The 14,774-nt window shown below is 63.7% G+C and carries 15 protein-coding genes; 3 read left to right on the top strand and 12 right to left on the bottom strand.

Going from position 1 to position 14,774, the window contains the following annotated elements; all coding sequences use genetic code 11:
* Nucleotide 1 precedes the first annotated feature (1 nt).
* The 10 genes from HSEST_RS12735 to HSEST_RS12690 form a co-directional block, all read right to left on the bottom strand.
* A complete protein-coding gene (locus tag HSEST_RS12735) occupies nt 2-1,300 on the bottom strand; it encodes a hypothetical protein (RefSeq protein ID WP_229121339.1) in 1,299 nt (432 codons plus the stop codon).
* A 304-nt stretch (nt 1,301-1,604) separates the two neighbouring features.
* A complete protein-coding gene (locus HSEST_RS12730; protein ID WP_229123001.1) occupies nt 1,605-2,318 on the bottom strand; it encodes a DICT sensory domain-containing protein in 714 nt (237 codons plus the stop codon).
* 2 nt (nt 2,319-2,320) lie between these two features.
* Nucleotides 2,321-2,695, bottom strand: a complete 375-nt coding sequence (locus tag HSEST_RS12725; RefSeq protein ID WP_229121338.1) for a DUF7344 domain-containing protein — start codon at nt 2,693-2,695, stop codon at nt 2,321-2,323.
* A 130-nt stretch (nt 2,696-2,825) separates the two neighbouring features.
* On the bottom strand, nt 2,826-3,740 hold the full coding sequence (locus tag HSEST_RS12720) for a polysaccharide deacetylase family protein (protein WP_229121337.1): 915 nt from the start codon (nt 3,738-3,740) through the stop codon (nt 2,826-2,828).
* Entirely contained in the window at nt 3,733-4,818 is a 1,086-nt protein-coding gene (wecB, locus tag HSEST_RS12715) for a non-hydrolyzing UDP-N-acetylglucosamine 2-epimerase (RefSeq protein ID WP_229121336.1), read from the bottom strand. Before wecB ends, HSEST_RS12720 begins: the two co-directional genes overlap by 8 nt.
* Nucleotides 4,815-5,804 (bottom strand): glycosyltransferase, encoded by a 990-nt coding sequence (locus tag HSEST_RS12710; RefSeq protein WP_229121335.1) that lies wholly within the window; start codon nt 5,802-5,804, stop codon nt 4,815-4,817. Before HSEST_RS12710 ends, wecB begins: the two co-directional genes overlap by 4 nt.
* Nucleotides 5,804-7,174 carry a nucleotide sugar dehydrogenase gene (locus HSEST_RS12705; RefSeq protein WP_229121334.1) on the bottom strand — a complete coding sequence of 457 codons (1,371 nt, stop codon included), beginning with the start codon at nt 7,172-7,174 and terminating at the stop codon, nt 5,804-5,806. The genes HSEST_RS12710 and HSEST_RS12705 overlap by 1 nt, the downstream gene beginning before the upstream one ends.
* A complete protein-coding gene (locus HSEST_RS12700; RefSeq protein WP_229121333.1) occupies nt 7,161-8,141 on the bottom strand; it encodes a Gfo/Idh/MocA family protein in 981 nt (326 codons plus the stop codon). The genes HSEST_RS12705 and HSEST_RS12700 overlap by 14 nt, the downstream gene beginning before the upstream one ends.
* The gene (locus tag HSEST_RS12695; protein ID WP_229121332.1) at nt 8,138-9,235 is read right to left on the bottom strand and encodes a DegT/DnrJ/EryC1/StrS family aminotransferase; all 1,098 of its coding nucleotides are present in this window, start codon (nt 9,233-9,235) and stop codon (nt 8,138-8,140) included. The genes HSEST_RS12700 and HSEST_RS12695 overlap by 4 nt, the downstream gene beginning before the upstream one ends.
* Complete coding sequence (locus tag HSEST_RS12690; protein WP_229121331.1) at nt 9,232-9,816, bottom strand: acyltransferase; 585 nt, start codon at nt 9,814-9,816, stop codon at nt 9,232-9,234. Before HSEST_RS12690 ends, HSEST_RS12695 begins: the two co-directional genes overlap by 4 nt.
* Before the next feature lie 454 nt (nt 9,817-10,270).
* On the opposite strand from HSEST_RS12690, the gene HSEST_RS12685 reads away from it, so the two are divergent.
* Both HSEST_RS12685 and HSEST_RS12680 read left to right on the top strand, forming a co-directional pair.
* Complete coding sequence (locus HSEST_RS12685; RefSeq protein ID WP_229121330.1) at nt 10,271-10,813, top strand: DUF7344 domain-containing protein; 543 nt, start codon at nt 10,271-10,273, stop codon at nt 10,811-10,813.
* Between the two features lie 420 nt (nt 10,814-11,233).
* Complete coding sequence (locus HSEST_RS12680; protein ID WP_229121329.1) at nt 11,234-11,914, top strand: helix-turn-helix domain-containing protein; 681 nt, start codon at nt 11,234-11,236, stop codon at nt 11,912-11,914.
* Nucleotides 11,915-12,315: 401 nt separating this feature from the next.
* On the opposite strand, the gene HSEST_RS12675 is transcribed toward HSEST_RS12680, so the two are convergent.
* Nucleotides 12,316-13,119, bottom strand: coding sequence for a TrmB family transcriptional regulator (locus HSEST_RS12675; protein WP_229121328.1), 804 nt, complete (start codon nt 13,117-13,119; stop codon nt 12,316-12,318).
* A 369-nt stretch (nt 13,120-13,488) separates the two neighbouring features.
* Here HSEST_RS12675 and HSEST_RS12670 point away from each other — a divergent pair, with 369 nt between their 5' ends.
* Nucleotides 13,489-14,304 (top strand): TrmB family transcriptional regulator, encoded by an 816-nt coding sequence (locus tag HSEST_RS12670; protein WP_229121327.1) that lies wholly within the window; start codon nt 13,489-13,491, stop codon nt 14,302-14,304.
* A gap of 3 nt (nt 14,305-14,307) precedes the next feature.
* Here HSEST_RS12670 and HSEST_RS12665 read toward each other — a convergent pair whose 3' ends face one another.
* Complete coding sequence (locus tag HSEST_RS12665; protein ID WP_229121325.1) at nt 14,308-14,634, bottom strand: DUF7344 domain-containing protein; 327 nt, start codon at nt 14,632-14,634, stop codon at nt 14,308-14,310.
* Nucleotides 14,635-14,774 lie beyond the last annotated feature (140 nt).

Raw genomic sequence — 14,774 nt, 5'->3', positions numbered from 1 at the left:
CCTATTTTTCGCTGGGTGCTGTCGCTCGCTCGGGCCCGGAGCGCGTCCGCTCCGCTCGTCGGCTTCCGGGGAGCGTGGGTATCTTCCGGAGTATCCTTGTCGGTGGCGTCAACCAGGCACCGAGATCCGACGTGTCGATGTCCCAGCAGGCGTCGGCCGCCAGGACCGTGCCGACGCAGTCGAGCAGGCGCTCGTCACGCCGGTTCCGAACGTACTGCTGGAGTTCACGGAGGGGAAACACCATCTCTCCAGTTCGCTGTGGGGTGCCGACCGGGCGGGGCACGTCGAGGTTGAGGGCACTGGCGACCATCGTCGAGGCGAACCGGTAGCCGAACCGGCTGGCCAGCGCGTAGGAGGCCCAGAACTTCGGGTTGATCTCCATCAGCACGTACGTGCCGTCGGACCGCTGTCTGAACTCGACGAGAGCGATCCCGTTCCAGCCGATATCGCGGAGCAACGCTGCCGTGTTCGCTTCGATCGTCGGGTTTCCGACGAGACGGAGATGGGTCCCGCTGCCGCCGTGGCGCGGCACGGAACGGAGTTCCTGGTGGCTGACCAGCAACTCGATCTCGTTGTCGAGACAGAGCACGCCACAGCCGAACGTCACGTCGGGACCGTCGATGTACTCCTGGACCAGCACGTTTCCGTCGGAGGCCTCGGCAGCGATGCCGTCGTAGGCCGTCCAGAAATCCGCCGGCTCGTCGACACGGGCCGTCGTCACGGTTCCGTTCTCGCGTCTGGCCTTGAGAAACACCGGAAACGGGAGCGTGTCGGCGGGAGTCGGGCGCCCGATCTCGTCGAGTTCCTCGGCAGCACCCGAATAGTCGGTCGGGACGGGGATCCCGAGACGGTCGGCCCGCTGTAACGTGCTGGCTTTGTCTACGGCGACGTGAAACGATTGCGACGGCGGGAGACAGATCTCGACCGCGTCCGGGATCTCCGATCGGATCGAATCGACGGCCGCCATCGAGTCGTATCCGACGGGCAAGACGATCTGCGGCCGGTATTTGGCCATCAGTTTGAGTAGCGCGTCGGCATACCCAGCTTCGCCAGGGGCTGGAACGACCTCGCCAATATCACAGTAGTTCGACCGCAAGAGTCGACTGTATCGGGTCGTCCCCGTCCCGATTATCCGGGCGTCGAGATCCTCGGATAGCTCTCTCGCGACAGCGAGCGTGTTGTCGTAGTCACCGTCGAGCAGCAGCACTGTCGGGGGGCTGTCCCCCGGTGTGTTACGCTCGCGATGGACCGGCACTCGCCCGTCGGAGCGGTCGGAACCTGGCTCAGTATTAGACTGCATTGAAGGCCTGTTCGATTCAGGGCGGCTATTCCAGTTAGTAATGGATCGGCTACTTGCGGGCACGGGGACTCCGCCCGGGTAACGTCGTCACGACCGCGTCGGGGGAAGAACCGGTCTCGTTCATCGGGACGAGCGTAGAACGCTGTAGATTTCGCCCGGGAACGATGATCCGGTCGCCCGATCGGAGTGGGGGTCCCTCCGATCGGCGACGCTAATCCCTATCATAGTGGCTGCTGTACGTCCCTTCTGGATCGATTGCCCGACTGCAGGCGATCGCAGCGGTATATCGGTACAGCAGTCACTATCATTCGTCGGCACCACTCTCGGCGAGGGTCGTCGCGATCTCCGCAACCTGCTCGGGATCGTTGGTCCAGACCCCGTCGTATCCGTCCGCTTGCTCCCGTGCGAGCAGTCCACAGGCCTGCGTCACGTCAGTCCCGCCGTCGAACGCGAGGACCCAGTGGCGGTCGATCCCCTCGGCTGGCCGGCCGTGGTAGGTGACTCCCTGGATCCCCGGTGGGTTCCAGTCGGCGACGCCGTAGATGTGAATGTCGAGGTCCGTGTCGGTCGCGAGCGTTCGATACACGTCGGCCTGGGACTCGAACGTCGAGAGCGCCTGGAAGCTCACCCGGAGCGTCCCGCGTCCGACGCGATAGGCGCGGTCTTCGATCTCCCGACTGACCGCGAGCAGTTCGCGTCGAGTCATTCCTCTGACCAGCGTGTCGTCGATCAGATCGAAGACAGCGCTGTAGCCCGCCGCGACCCCCTCGCGCTCGGTCGGCCGGACGAGCGGCGGTTCGAGCAACCCTTCGAGTGCCGTGACTCCCAGCGATCCCACGAACTCGCCGTCCGCCTCGAGGGCGACGAACGGGTCCGGACCGCCCGGAGGCAGGTGGCGGTGTTCGACGGTGACGCCGTGTGCGTCGAACCACTCCTCGATGTCGGTTGGCCCATCGCTTCGATAGACTGTGAGCCGGTAATCAGTGGCTTGGAACTCCTGGAAGTACGACTCGAACATCGTCACGAACGGCTGGCTTCGACACTCCGGCGGACGATATCCCGGACGAGAGGTTCGAGCGACTCGGGCGTGACTGCCCCGCTCTCGCGGTCCCAGGCTACCAGGCCTGCCTCGGCGAGCAACGGTAGATGGATATGGTGGAGCGCGAGATGGTGCTTCGTGTGATCGGCTGGGGTGCTCATCGTTCCTCTTTGGGTGGCCTCCCATCCCGTGAGCACAGTGGCGAGTTCCTCGATCGGGGTCTCCCCTTCTTCGAGCAAGTGATACAGCACCCGGCGTCGCTGGACCGACGAGAGCGCGTCGTAGAACCGGTCCTCGGACAGCCGTGAGTCGCTGCTACTGGCGGCTCTTCGATCGGTCTTTTCGGGATTGGCCATACGATATTATTCATTATAGATCAATATAATCATTATCCTATGGGTATTACTATCCGACACGTCTGCGCCCGTGACGATCCTGTCCGGACGAGTGCGTCTCGCTCGGGCGGTCCGTCTCTCCGGTGGCGGGCTACCAGGTTTCCGTGCCCGCCGCCAGAGACGAGCGTGTCGTCCCCGGGGTAGACTCGTCAAGGTGATCAAGCAGTGCCGCCGGCGGTCCGATCCACGCGCCGGCGTCCTGGGAGAGTTCGATCAATCGACGGTACAACCGTCGGTAGCCCGGGAACTCCCGTTCGTTGAAATACCGCGGGTGCCACAGCACCGTCATCACGCCCTCGTTCTCGCGCGCCTCGGCGACGAGGTCCGCACAGACCTGCCAGGCCGCCTGGGGTCGTGACGCGGGATCGGGAAGGGCCTGTTCCATCAGCGTCAGCGGGAACACGGTGAACGACTCCGAGAGTGGCTTCACGAGTCCGTAATCATACACGAAGCCGTAGTCGGTGCTGGATCCGAGCGTCGAGTCGTACTCCAGCCCCAGTTCGGCCTGTATCTGCCAGGTTCCTGGTGTGTTCATCCGGAGGTAGTGCTGGCGGCCGCCACGGACCGAATGGCCGAGCACGTCCTCCAGTCGCGCTTTCTCCTGACGCAGACGCTCGATGTCGTCTCCGGAGTGATACGAGCCGTGGAGACCGACCTCCCACCCGCCGTCGTCGAGTTCTCGGATCACTGCTGCGATGTCGTCGTTGGTCGGATCGTACCGACCGAGCTTCTGGATCCAGGTGTCGGGTCGGACCCAGTCGAGGGGTCTTCCGCTGGCGAAGAGTCCCGGCTCGCTGAGGAAGTAAAACGCCGATCGAACGCCCAGATCGTCTTCCAACGCCATGATCTCCTCGAACTGCCAGTAGGGGTTCTCCCGGGCGAAAAACGACCGCAGGTGATCCATCGACCGCTCCGCGAGTGTGTAATACAGCGCCTGGTGGAACCGCTTGTACGGCCGATCAACGTCGTGCGTGAGACACAGCGCGAAGGAGTGATCGTCAATCATCGTCCGCGGTGGCAGCGTGTGGGTGACTCAGCGCCCGGACGACGCGCTCGGCTGCCTCCCCGCCACCGTACAGCGTCGGCTTCGCCGCGGCGTTCGGAAGCGGGCGTGTGAGTGCTGTCCGGATCGACGCCGGGTCGGCACCGACGAGGACGTTCCAGCCGGCCTCGACCGTCTCGGGCCACTCGGTCGTCTCCCGGAGGGTCACACAGGGGCGGTCGAGATAGAACGCCTCCTTCTGGACGCCGCCCGAGTCGGTGGCGACTCGCTCTGCGCCCGAAAGCAAGGCCACGAAGTCCAGGTAGCCAACCGGGTCGACGAGTTCCAGTGCCGAGGCCGCCTCCTCGTGGAGACCGTACTCCTCGAGTGCCGCGACCGTACGCGGGTGAGCGGGCAGGACCACCGTGGCTGACACGCTCGCGAGTCCCTCGACGATCGACCGCAGGTGATCCTCGGAATCGGTGTTTCGCTCGCGGTGAACCGTCGCGAGGACGTACGACTCGCCGGTCAGTCCCAGGTCATCGACGACCGTGGAGTGCGCCAGTGCGTGCTCCCGGACCGCCAGCAGCGCGTCGTACATCACGTCGCCGGTCACGACGACCTCGCCCCGGACGTCGCCGGCTCGCAGCGTTTCGGCAGCCCGGTCAGTGGGGGCACACAGTAGGTCCGCACACTGGTCGACAACCACGCGGTTGACCTCCTCGGGCATCGACCAGTCGCCGCTGCGGACGCCGGCTTCGACGTGGACGAGCCGAACCGGGCGCTTTGCGGCGACCAGACCAGCCCCGAGCGTGGAGTTCGTGTCGCCGTAGACGAGTACGACGTCGGGGGCTTCCTCGTCGACGACGTCGTCGAGTCGCTCCATGACCTGGGCGGTCTGGACGGCGTGACTGCCCGAGCCGACGCCGAGATTGTACGCTGGTTCCGGGATCGGGAGTTCCTCGAAGAACACCGACGACAGCATCTCGTCGTAGTGCTGGCCCGTGTGGACGAGTACCTCTTCGTGGCGGCTGAGCTGTTCGGAGACGGGAAAGGCCTTGACGAACTGCGGTCGGGCACCGACGACGGTGAGGACTTTCATCCCTCGACCTCCAGTTCCTCGTTGTCCCGCCGGTCGAACAGGACCGCGGCGATCAACATGACGACGCCGAACAGCAGCCCGTACGTGGCTGTGCGCCCGCTCTCTCCGGCGCTCCACAGCGACCGGATGCCGTGGCCGAACCCGGCCAGCAACCCGGTCGCGCCGAACCCGTAGCAGGCGGCAAGGGGATGGACACCGTCGTCGAGATGGCGAACCCGGAGTCGCCACAGGAACTGTCGTGCCAGCAACAGCGAGAGCTGTGGCACGAACGAGGAGTACTCGATGTGGCTGGTCTCCTCGCCGTAGACCGCGGGCATGTCGACGTCGGCGATCCGGAACCGATGGACGTTCATGTGAACGAGCATATCGTTGCAGAACCCGAACCGGTCGTACACCGCGTCGAGATCGATCGTCTCCAGTGCTTCCCGGGAGACTGCCGTGTACCCGTTCTGTGGGTCCATCATCCCCCAGTAGCCGCTGGCGACCTTGGTGAGGAGGGTCAAGATTGCGTTGCCGAACAGTCGCCAGCGGGACATCGCCGCCCGGTACTCCGGTCGTTCGAGCCGGTTGCCCTTGGCGTAGTCGGCCCGCCCCTCCGCGACCGGGTCGACGATCCGATTGAGGATGTCGGGGTCCATCTGTCTGTCGGCGTTCATCACAGCCACGACGTCGATGCCGTCCTCGACGGCCTGGCGATACCCCGTCTTGATCGCGGCCCCGACGCCCCGGTTCCGTTCGTGTCTGGCCGTCACGACGCGTTGCCGGTAGCTGACGCCGCCGTCGGCCGTGACGAGTGGCTGCTCGCTCTGTCGGTCGTTCATTCGCTGTGCCTGTTCGGTGATCTCTGTCCAGGTGTCGTCAGTCGAGGCGTCGTCGACGGCGTAGATCCGGTCGACAAAGGCCGGGACCGTCGCGATGACCTCTCCGACGAACCCCGCCTCGTTGTAGGCGGGAATGACGACACCAACGGTCTGGCCCTTGTACATCACTCCACCCCGCGGCCGTCGCCGATCGTTCGGACGGTGTGACCCGAACCCGAGAGGGTCAGCGCCTGCCGACCGTCGACGACGACCATGGGGTCCATCCGGTCCCACCGGATGCGGTCGAACGCGCTGTGATCAGTGACGAGGACGGCGGCGTCGAGATCCAGTCTGTGCAGTCGCTCGACGGCTACCGGCGTTCCCTCGAACGGGGAGAGGTCCGAACAGACTGGATCGACGAGGTAGACGTTCGCGCCCAGCTGGTTCAGATCCCGGACGACGGAGAACGCCGGCGAGTACCGGATCTCGTCGACGTCCGGCCGGTAGGTCACTCCGAGGACGGCGACGTTCGCGCCGAACAGCGGGTGATCCGACCCGTCCATGGCCTCCCGGAGTTGCTCGATCGCGTACAGCGGCATGCTGTCGTTGATCTGGCGGGCCATGCGCACGATCGGTGCCGAGGTCTCGATGCTGTCCAGCAGGAAGTAGGGGTACACCGGAATGCAGTGACCGCCGACGCCGATACCCGGCCTGTGGATGTCACAGAACGGCTGGGTGTTGGCGAGTTCGATCGCCTCGGGGACGTCCACGCCGAGTTCGGGGGCGACCATGGCGAGTTCGTTCGCCAGGGCGATGTTGGTGTCGCGGTAGATCCCCTCGAACACTTTCACACACTCGGCAGTCCGGGCGTCCGGGGCGGCGTGGACGTCGTTGGTCGTGATCTCCCCGTAGACGAGTTTCGCGACGCGCGTGCTCTCGTCGTCGATCCCGCCGACGATCTTCGGGTAGGCCCCGCGGATGTCCTGCAACGCGCGTCCGCTCATCGTCCGCTCGGGACAGAACGCCAGCCCGACGCTCTCGGGATCGGGGACGGTCCGGCGGAGGATCGGCCACAGCGTCTCCGCGCAGGTCCCGGGCGGCACCGTCGACTCGACGACGACGATGTCGCCGGGATCGAGATGCATGCCGATGTCTCGGATAAGGGCCGTCAGCGTCGACAGATCCGGCACGTCCTGATCGTCGAGCAGGGTGGGGACGATCAACACGTGGATGCTCGCACCGGCGGCGGCTTCCTCGACATCGGTGGTGGCTGACAGCGCTCCACTGGAGACGTTTCGCTCGATCTCCGCCTCCAGCCCGGGTTCGTTCTCGACGGGCGAGCGACCGTCGTTGATCGTCCCGACGACCGACTCGCTGATGTCGACGCCGGTGACGTTTCCAGAGACGGACGCGTAGACGGCCGCGAGCGGCAGCCCCATCTTTCCGAGTCCGTACACGGCGACCGGTACCTGTCCGTCGGTGAACGCACGCCGCTGTTCGTCCGGCGTCGCTCCCGAACCGTACAACCGCTCCAGTGACTGTTCAGATCGTGACATTTGGTGCCACCTCCGATTCGTCCGCGGCCAGCGCATCGATACGGTTGGCCAGCGCCAGTGCCCGCCGTCCGTCTTCGCCCGTCACGATCGGTTCCTCGCCGGATCGGACGGCGGCCGTGAACGATTCGAGCTGGTTTTTCAGCGGTTCGCCGTTCCCGACCATCGGCTGCTCGATCAGGTTCTCGTATCGATACCGGACCGACCCCTGCTCCTCGACGAACTCGGGGTAGGACTTGCGGTAGATGTGGACCGAGCGATCGATGTAGTCGACATCGACCTTACAACTGCGGGCGGTGATCGAGAGTTTCCGGATCTTCTGCTGGGTGAGTCGACTGGCCGTGAACGTCCCGATGACACCGTCCTCGAAGGTCACCGAGGCGGTGACGTACTGACCGTCCTCGGTCCCGTCGGCCGTCACGCTTCGGACCGGAACGTCCAGCACGTCCAGAACCACGTCCAGGTCGTGCAGCATGAGATCGAGCGCCACGCTGGTGCCCATGTCCCGGTCCAGTGGCGGTCCGAGCCGGCGGGCGTCGACGGCGATCACGTCCAGGTCGGCCACGACGTCCTGGAGGGTCCTGACGGCGGGGTTGAACCGCTCGATGTGCCCGACCTGCAGCACCACGCCGTTGTCCTCGGCCTGCTCGATCAGCGTCTCGGCCTGTCCGTCGGTCTCGACGAACGGTTTCTCGACGAGCACGTGGACGCCGCGGTCGATCGCCCGGCTGGCGATATCGTAGTGATACGCCGTCGGGACCGCGATCGAGAGGATGTCGACCCTCTCGAAGAGGTCCTCGGGGTCGCGGGGACTCGTCCCGTGGTCGGCGGCGACCGACGACGCCCGTTCCGGGTCGCTGTCATAGACGCCCACCAGATCGACGTTCGGGAGCTCCTCGTAGACGCGGGCGTGATGGCTACCCATCTGTCCGACGCCGTAGACGCCGGCGGCGAGGGTTTCGTCGGTCATTCGCCGATCGCCTCCCAGGCGCGAGTGAGGTGTCTCTCGACTGCCTCGACGATAGCGGTGATGTCCTCGTCCGTGAGCCCCGGATGGACCGGCAGCGAGAGCACCTGATCCGTGGCTCGCTCGGCGACCGGAGTGGTGGCCTCCTCGCCGGCGTAAGCCCCCTGCTTGTGGATCGTCGTCGGGTAGTAGACGCCGGTTCCGATGTCGCGCTCCTCGAGGTCGAGTTTCAGCGCGTTGCGCTGGGGGTACTGGACGGTGAACTGATGGTAGGCGTGCTCGGTTCCAGGGCGAGGTTCGGGTAACTCGAACCTGTCGCCGTCCAGTTCCTCGAGCAGGCGCTGGGCGTTGCGGCGGCGCTGGTCGACGTAGTACGGGAGTTTCTGCAGCTGGGTGAGACCGATCGCGCCGGCGATGTTGGTCATCCGGTAGTTGTGTCCCAGCGTCGCGTGCGTGTACGAGCCCGTGCGCCCGTGATTGATGAACTGGTCGGCTCGACGAGCGACGGCCTCGTCGTCGGTGACGACCATCCCACCCTCGCCGGTCGTCATGTTCTTGGTCGGGTAAAACGAGAAACAGCCGGCGTCCCCGATCGTGCCGACGTGTTCGCCGTCGATGGTCGCGCCGTGGGCCTGGGCGGCGTCCTCGATCAGCGCCAGGTCGTGGGCGTCGGCGATCTCGCGGAACCGCTCCATCCGCGCCGGCTGGCCGTAGAGGTGGACGACGAGTATCGCGTCGGCGTCGTGTTCGCGGACGGCCGCCTCGGCGCTGTCGGGGTCGAGATTGAGAGTCTCGGGATCGATATCGGCGAACACCGGCTCGGCGTTGGCAAACCGGATCGCGTTCGCGGTCGCGATGAACGAAAACGGTGTCGTGACGACGCTGTCGCCCTCGCCGATACCGAGCGCTTCCAGAGCGGTGTGCAGCGCCGCGGTCCCGTTGACGGTCGCGACGCCGTGCTCGGCACCGACGTACTCCGCGAACGACGCCTCGAACTGTTCGACCTCTTCTCCGGCGACGAGTCGACCCTCTTTGATTACGTCTTCGACGCTCTCGAACTCCGGCTCGCCGATGTCCGGGGCTGCAAGCGAGATCATGCGATCGTGTTCCCCCCTTCGAGCGGGTCCGGCAGCGGTTCGTGTCGCGCGGGCGTGCCCACGGCCAGCGTCTCCGGTGGGACATCCTCGGTGACGATGCTCCCGGCGGCGACGAACGATCCGCGGCCGACGGTCACGCCGGGGAGGATCGTCGCGTTTGCGCCGATGGAGACGTCGTCTTCCAGCGTCGGGCCTTCCAGATCCTGCTCGACGCGGACCGGGTACTCGTCGTTGGTCAGGACCGCGCTCGGCCCGAGAAAGACAGAATCGCCGATCGTCGTCTGCCGGGGAACGTAGACGTTCGTCTGGCAGCTCACCGACGAACCGATCGTGCAGGCCCCGTCGACGACGGTATTCGTCCCGAGCAGGACGTCGTCGCCGATCGTCGTGTCTTCCCGGACCAGCACGTTGTGACCGGTCGAGAAGGAGTTACCGATCTCGACGTCGTCGTAGATCACCGTTCCCGACCGGATCGTCGCGTCGTTGCCGATCTGCGTCTGATCCGTGTCGCTGCCGTTGGAGTGGCCGAGCGTCGCATTCTCGTCTACTGTACAGTCGATACCGAGTGTGACGTATTCCATTGCGGGTCCTCGCTGACCGGTTTCACGGGTGGCCAGCGCTTACGCCATGACTCGGGTCGATTGCCGCTTTGTTATTGAGTGCTTTGCGGGGACCACAGGTTCGTACTATCGCAGGACATCGGTCCGATATTCTCCCGTGAGCCGCGTGGCCGTGGTTGCGATACCGACCTGCCGAGACGACCACACGTCGGAAGCGGTCACGCCGTTCGCTCTCGGCACTCACCGCTTCGCTGTCGTGCGGTCAAACCCGAAAAAGACGCATACCAACCACGATAAATGGACTCCCGAGAGACGATCTACGCGTATTGGTAGGCGGCTGTATCGCTCCACAGTAGGTGAATACTACGCTCCGCTGGTGACCATAGTCACGTCGTAACAAAGTGGATACGTTGTCTCTTCTTCGGCAGGTCTGATCGCTCGGACGAGTATACGCGGTCAAGACAGCACCGATATAATGTCAGAAGAAAAAGATATGCTCTCGCCCGACCAGGCGTTCGATATCCTGAGCAACCAGCGTCGTCGGTATGCCCTGCATTACCTCTCGGACCAGCCCGAGGGAGAGAAGCTTCAGGAACTCGCACGCCAGCTCGCCGCCTGGGAGAACGAGATCGCCGCCGAAGAGGTCTCGAAGAAACAGCAAAAACGTGTGTACGTCTCTCTGTACCAGACACATATTCCCAAACTCGAAGCCGAAGGGGTCGTCGACTACGATAGCGAGAGCGGGCTGATCACGCTGACTGGCCATGCGGACGATGTCACGACCTACCTACAGGACGACGAAGACCGGTCCGACCAGTGGCACCGCTATTATCTGGCTCTGGTCGTGGCCGGCACCGTCGTCTTCACCGCGACAGTCCTCGAGCTTCCCGTCTTTGCTGCACTCACACCGACGATCGTCGGTCTCACGATTCTCTTCGCGTTCGGTGTCCTCACTGTCCAGTACTTCCTCGTGCGGCGCCGTGAGTCACAGGGGGTGTCCAGGAGCAGTGAGCACTAGTCCTCGTCCTCGACGGGAACCAGTTCTTCCGGACTCCGCTTGTACCGCGGTCTGTTCGCGAACTTCCGAATCAGTTCCTTGTCTTCTTTCGAGAGGTGTTTCGTCATCACCCCCACTTGGACTGGAAGCCGTATAAGTACGTTCCGACTTCCTTCAGGTGTCGGCCACTAGAAGCAGCATACTCGCACATAGATTCGTTTACCTGTGACTGGTTATGCGACAATAGCTACCTTTTAAGTAAATCCGGAGTGTGTGTATGACAGCATGTGTGGGACACAGCAGCGTACTCGGATAGGCGATCATCCGTTTAGACGGGTGTGCGACGATATGGGGGGTCGCACCCTGTCGAAACGATACGGCCGCCACTGCCAGCCCAGGATCGGACCGGTGATCGACAGCCCGGGACAGGCGAGTTGATCAATGGGGATCGTTACCGAGATCACTGTCCCCGGCGATGCGTTCGAACTCGGCACGTCGCTCGCGCCGATCGAGGACGTGTACGTGACGTTCGATCGAGTGGTACCGACCGGCGGCCGGCTGTTTCCGTACATGTGGGTCTCGACGGACGATCACACGCTGTTCTGTCAGCTCCTCCAGCGGAATCCGGCCGTCGAGGATCTGGAGATGGTTCACCAGGAGGACGATCGGGCACTGTACGACGTCGCCTGGTGTGACGACACGGACGGGTTCCTGTGCTGTCTCCGGACCACCGACCTGGTCGTGCTCCGGGCTGGCGGCACAGCCAGCGCCTGGGAGTTTGAACTCCGGTTTGCCGACCAGGAAACCGTCTCCGCCTTCCAGAAGAAGTGTGCCGACCGGGAGATCTCGATCTCCGTCGACAAAGTCACCACCAAGAGCGTCTCGGACCCGCTGGAGGAGAAGCTCACGAAATCCCAGCGCCGGACCGTCCAGCTCGCCCTCGAAAAGGGGTATTTCGACGTGCCGCGAAAGACGACGCTCGTGGAACTGGCGGCGGAACTGGACATCTCCGATCAGGCGGTCTCGGCCCGGATCCGTCGAGCCACCAAAAAGCTCTCACAGCAACTGCTCTTGCCCTACCAGTCCGAGGAACACAAGCAGGCACCACCGAAACAGCGCTAGTTTCCACCATCGGCCGGGCACCGAATCGATTGTCGCTGTTCTGTCGTGTGCCTCGTTGGGTGTGGATATCCAATGCTAACGTACAACCCGATTCCGACCGAAGATATTGTCAGGTCGGCTGGCTGTGCCGGGATCGGTCACCCGCTGATCGTGATCGGTTTCCGATCACTGTGATAGATCCCCCCGATCGATCGCCCCCACCTCAGACGGGTATATTCGTGCCCAATCCTGGCGCGGACCCACGACCGGCCTGATCGGTTGCGTTCCAACCGGAAGGAACCGTCGACGTAGCTCCCACACCCACCATATCCGACATTCCTTCCGTTTCGTGCCGACCGAGACACCGCTCTCGCGAGATCTGTCGCCCGGCCGTGGACGCAGATCCTTCACAGCGGTTGCTGTCAGTGTTTGGGATCGCGGTTCTGTAGCAGGCCCTGCGCCATGAGTCGCCGTGAGATCACGACGAGTCCGTTCCCGAACCCCTCACCGAAAATGGCCCGTTCTTCCTTGCTCTCGGGCATGATCGAACTCACGAGAAGCGTCGACCGGTCGACCATGAGCAGCCGGCCGATAGCGGTCTCGTCCTGGGTATCGTTCCCTCCCTGCAGCCACTCCAGCCCGGAGACGAACGTCGTCGCGTTCGGTACGGCGTCCCGGATCTGCTCCTGGAGCGGCTCGCTCAACGCGCCGACGATCAACTCGATGTCGTCCTCAACCGCGTTGAGCGTGTCGACGAGTGCTGGGGTCAGCAGCGACTGGTCGCCGAGTACCAGCACGACCTCGTCGTTCGCATCGGTTATGAGTCCGTTCGTCCGGTTCTCGATGGCCTCCTGACCGACCATCGACCACACCTGCTGGACGGGCGATTCGTCGTCCTGCTCGACCACTTCGATCGTATCGAGGGAGTTCTGCAACCGCTCGACGCGGGCCTCGTACTGATCACGGAGCGTCTCGGTGGCCTCCGAGATCGAGACTGCCCGAAACCGCTGTGGGCTCGAATGGTGGATCTCGACCAGTCCCTGTGCCTCTAGCACCCGGATCGCGTCGTAGACCCGCGTGCGCGGCACCTCGGTCATCTCGCTGAGTTGTTTGGCCGTGCCCGTCTCCAGGCGCGACAGTCCGACGAAACACCTCGCTTCGTACTCTTTCAAGCCGAGTTGTTGGAGGAGTTCGATCGCTTCCTCCAGGTTTTCCTTCGTGCTCATTGTGTCCCAACCGCCCGGGAGTTGTCCCGGGCCTTGTATACTGGTACGCGTCCACAACGGATATGTATTGTCACTCTATTTGTGACTGGACGGACAGGCTGCTGGGGTTTGTCGGCTGTTATGCCCCGCAATTCGACGGTGCCGAACTATTTGTGAGTATTCGAGTCACACTTTTCGGGTCCGGAATAGGTCCGGCTGCGCCCCGAACTGTAGATGTGGAATCACGTAACTCAGTTAATCACAAAAGAGATATACGGTACGGTTCCGTACCGTGCAACTGGCACGCAGTCCAGTGCTGTGTCCCAACCACCTTGCTGCTGCGTGTCACCCAGCCGGTCCACCCGGCTGGGTACATACTACTCCCGAGTGATGACACCCGATCCAACAGCGGACCCACAGACGGCCGCCATCGAGCAACTCGAACAGTTCGGGTTGAGCGCGTACGCAGCGCAGACGTTCGTCGCGCTCTCGAGTCTCGGTACGGGAACGGCAAGGGACGTGAGCCGAGTGTCGGATGTCCCGCGCACGCGGGTCTACGACGCGATCGATGAACTACACAGCCGGGGCCTCGTCGACGTCCGGCAGTCCTCGCCCAGGGAATTCTGGGCCATCTCGGCGGAAACCGCGACTCGAACCTTCGAGCGCGAACTCCAGCATCGTACGGATCTGCTCCGGACGGCACTGAGTGAACTCGAACCGGAAACCCGACAGGACGAACAGCGAGGCGTCTGGACGGTCGAGGGCCAGCGAGCGGTCACCCAGCGGATCGTGGAGTTTCTCGCCAGTGCCGAAGACGAGATCGTTTACATGACCGTCGCGGACCTCCTGACTGATGACCTGCTCGAAGGATTGCAGGACGCGAGCGCGCGCGGCGTCACGGTCAACCTCGCGGGCGTCTCGACTCCAGTCCGGGATCGCATCCAGGCGGAAGTCCCGGACGTCGAGACCTTCGAGTCTCTGTGGGACTGGTCGGATACGCCCGCCGGCCGACTGCTGATGATCGACAGAGAGCGGACGCTCGTGAGTGTCCTGGTCAACGGCGACGACGCGGCCCCGTCCGACCCACGGTCGGAAACCGCGATCTGGGGCAAGGGTGAGACGAACAGCCTGGTCGTCGTCCTGAAAGCGATATTCACCTGGCAACTCGATCGAACTGACGACGACGGAACCGACTCGTCGGCGTGAGCCCTACTTGTTTCCAGCCGTAGCGGGCGGAACGATCGTCTGCTCCGGGAGCGAATCCAGGACCTGCTCGAGCCCGTCGTGGGACTGATACTGCACGGTCCCACTGTCGCGGTCGTACTCGGCGATCCCGTAGGACTGGAGCTTCGGCAAGTGCGTGTGATGGAGTTCGGTGTGGATCTTCTCACGGGAATTCTCGGGACCATCGGCGAGTAGCCGCATCGTGAGGTCTTCGACTGTCGTCTCACCCTCTACCTGTAGACTCCGGATCACCCGACGCCGTCGACCGTCAGCGAGCAACTGGAGACACTCGTCCATGATCGGTTCTCTCATGGGCGAACGTTCGACCTCCACACACATCACTGTGCGATATTTTCACAATTGGGGAGATTTTGATTATATGAGTAACAGTAGCCGACACGTGCGTACACGAACGCCCGCGGTCCGGATCGCGTGCGACGGGTGACGAATAC

This window comes from Halapricum desulfuricans (genome assembly GCF_017094465.1).
Lineage (GTDB): Archaea > Halobacteriota > Halobacteria > Halobacteriales > Haloarculaceae > Halapricum.
The sequence above is the reverse complement of the archived record's forward strand: the minus strand, read 5'-3'. Positions and strand labels throughout refer to the sequence as shown.

Coding starts and splice junctions, on each gene's coding strand:
- HSEST_RS12735 (WP_229121339.1), bottom strand. CDS start 1,300: ATGCAGTCTAATACTGAGCCAGGTTCCGACCGCTCCGACGGGCGAGTG.
- HSEST_RS12730 (WP_229123001.1), bottom strand. CDS start 2,318: ATGTTCGAGTCGTACTTCCAGGAGTTCCAAGCCACTGATTACCGGCTC.
- HSEST_RS12725 (WP_229121338.1), bottom strand. CDS start 2,695: ATGGCCAATCCCGAAAAGACCGATCGAAGAGCCGCCAGTAGCAGCGAC.
- HSEST_RS12720 (WP_229121337.1), bottom strand. CDS start 3,740: ATGATTGACGATCACTCCTTCGCGCTGTGTCTCACGCACGACGTTGAT.
- wecB (WP_229121336.1), bottom strand. CDS start 4,818: ATGAAAGTCCTCACCGTCGTCGGTGCCCGACCGCAGTTCGTCAAGGCC.
- HSEST_RS12710 (WP_229121335.1), bottom strand. CDS start 5,804: ATGTACAAGGGCCAGACCGTTGGTGTCGTCATTCCCGCCTACAACGAG.
- HSEST_RS12705 (WP_229121334.1), bottom strand. CDS start 7,174: ATGTCACGATCTGAACAGTCACTGGAGCGGTTGTACGGTTCGGGAGCG.
- HSEST_RS12700 (WP_229121333.1), bottom strand. CDS start 8,141: ATGACCGACGAAACCCTCGCCGCCGGCGTCTACGGCGTCGGACAGATG.
- HSEST_RS12695 (WP_229121332.1), bottom strand. CDS start 9,235: ATGATCTCGCTTGCAGCCCCGGACATCGGCGAGCCGGAGTTCGAGAGC.
- HSEST_RS12690 (WP_229121331.1), bottom strand. CDS start 9,816: ATGGAATACGTCACACTCGGTATCGACTGTACAGTAGACGAGAATGCG.
- HSEST_RS12685 (WP_229121330.1), top strand. CDS start 10,271: ATGTCAGAAGAAAAAGATATGCTCTCGCCCGACCAGGCGTTCGATATC.
- HSEST_RS12680 (WP_229121329.1), top strand. CDS start 11,234: ATGGGGATCGTTACCGAGATCACTGTCCCCGGCGATGCGTTCGAACTC.
- HSEST_RS12675 (WP_229121328.1), bottom strand. CDS start 13,119: ATGAGCACGAAGGAAAACCTGGAGGAAGCGATCGAACTCCTCCAACAA.
- HSEST_RS12670 (WP_229121327.1), top strand. CDS start 13,489: ATGACACCCGATCCAACAGCGGACCCACAGACGGCCGCCATCGAGCAA.
- HSEST_RS12665 (WP_229121325.1), bottom strand. CDS start 14,634: ATGAGAGAACCGATCATGGACGAGTGTCTCCAGTTGCTCGCTGACGGT.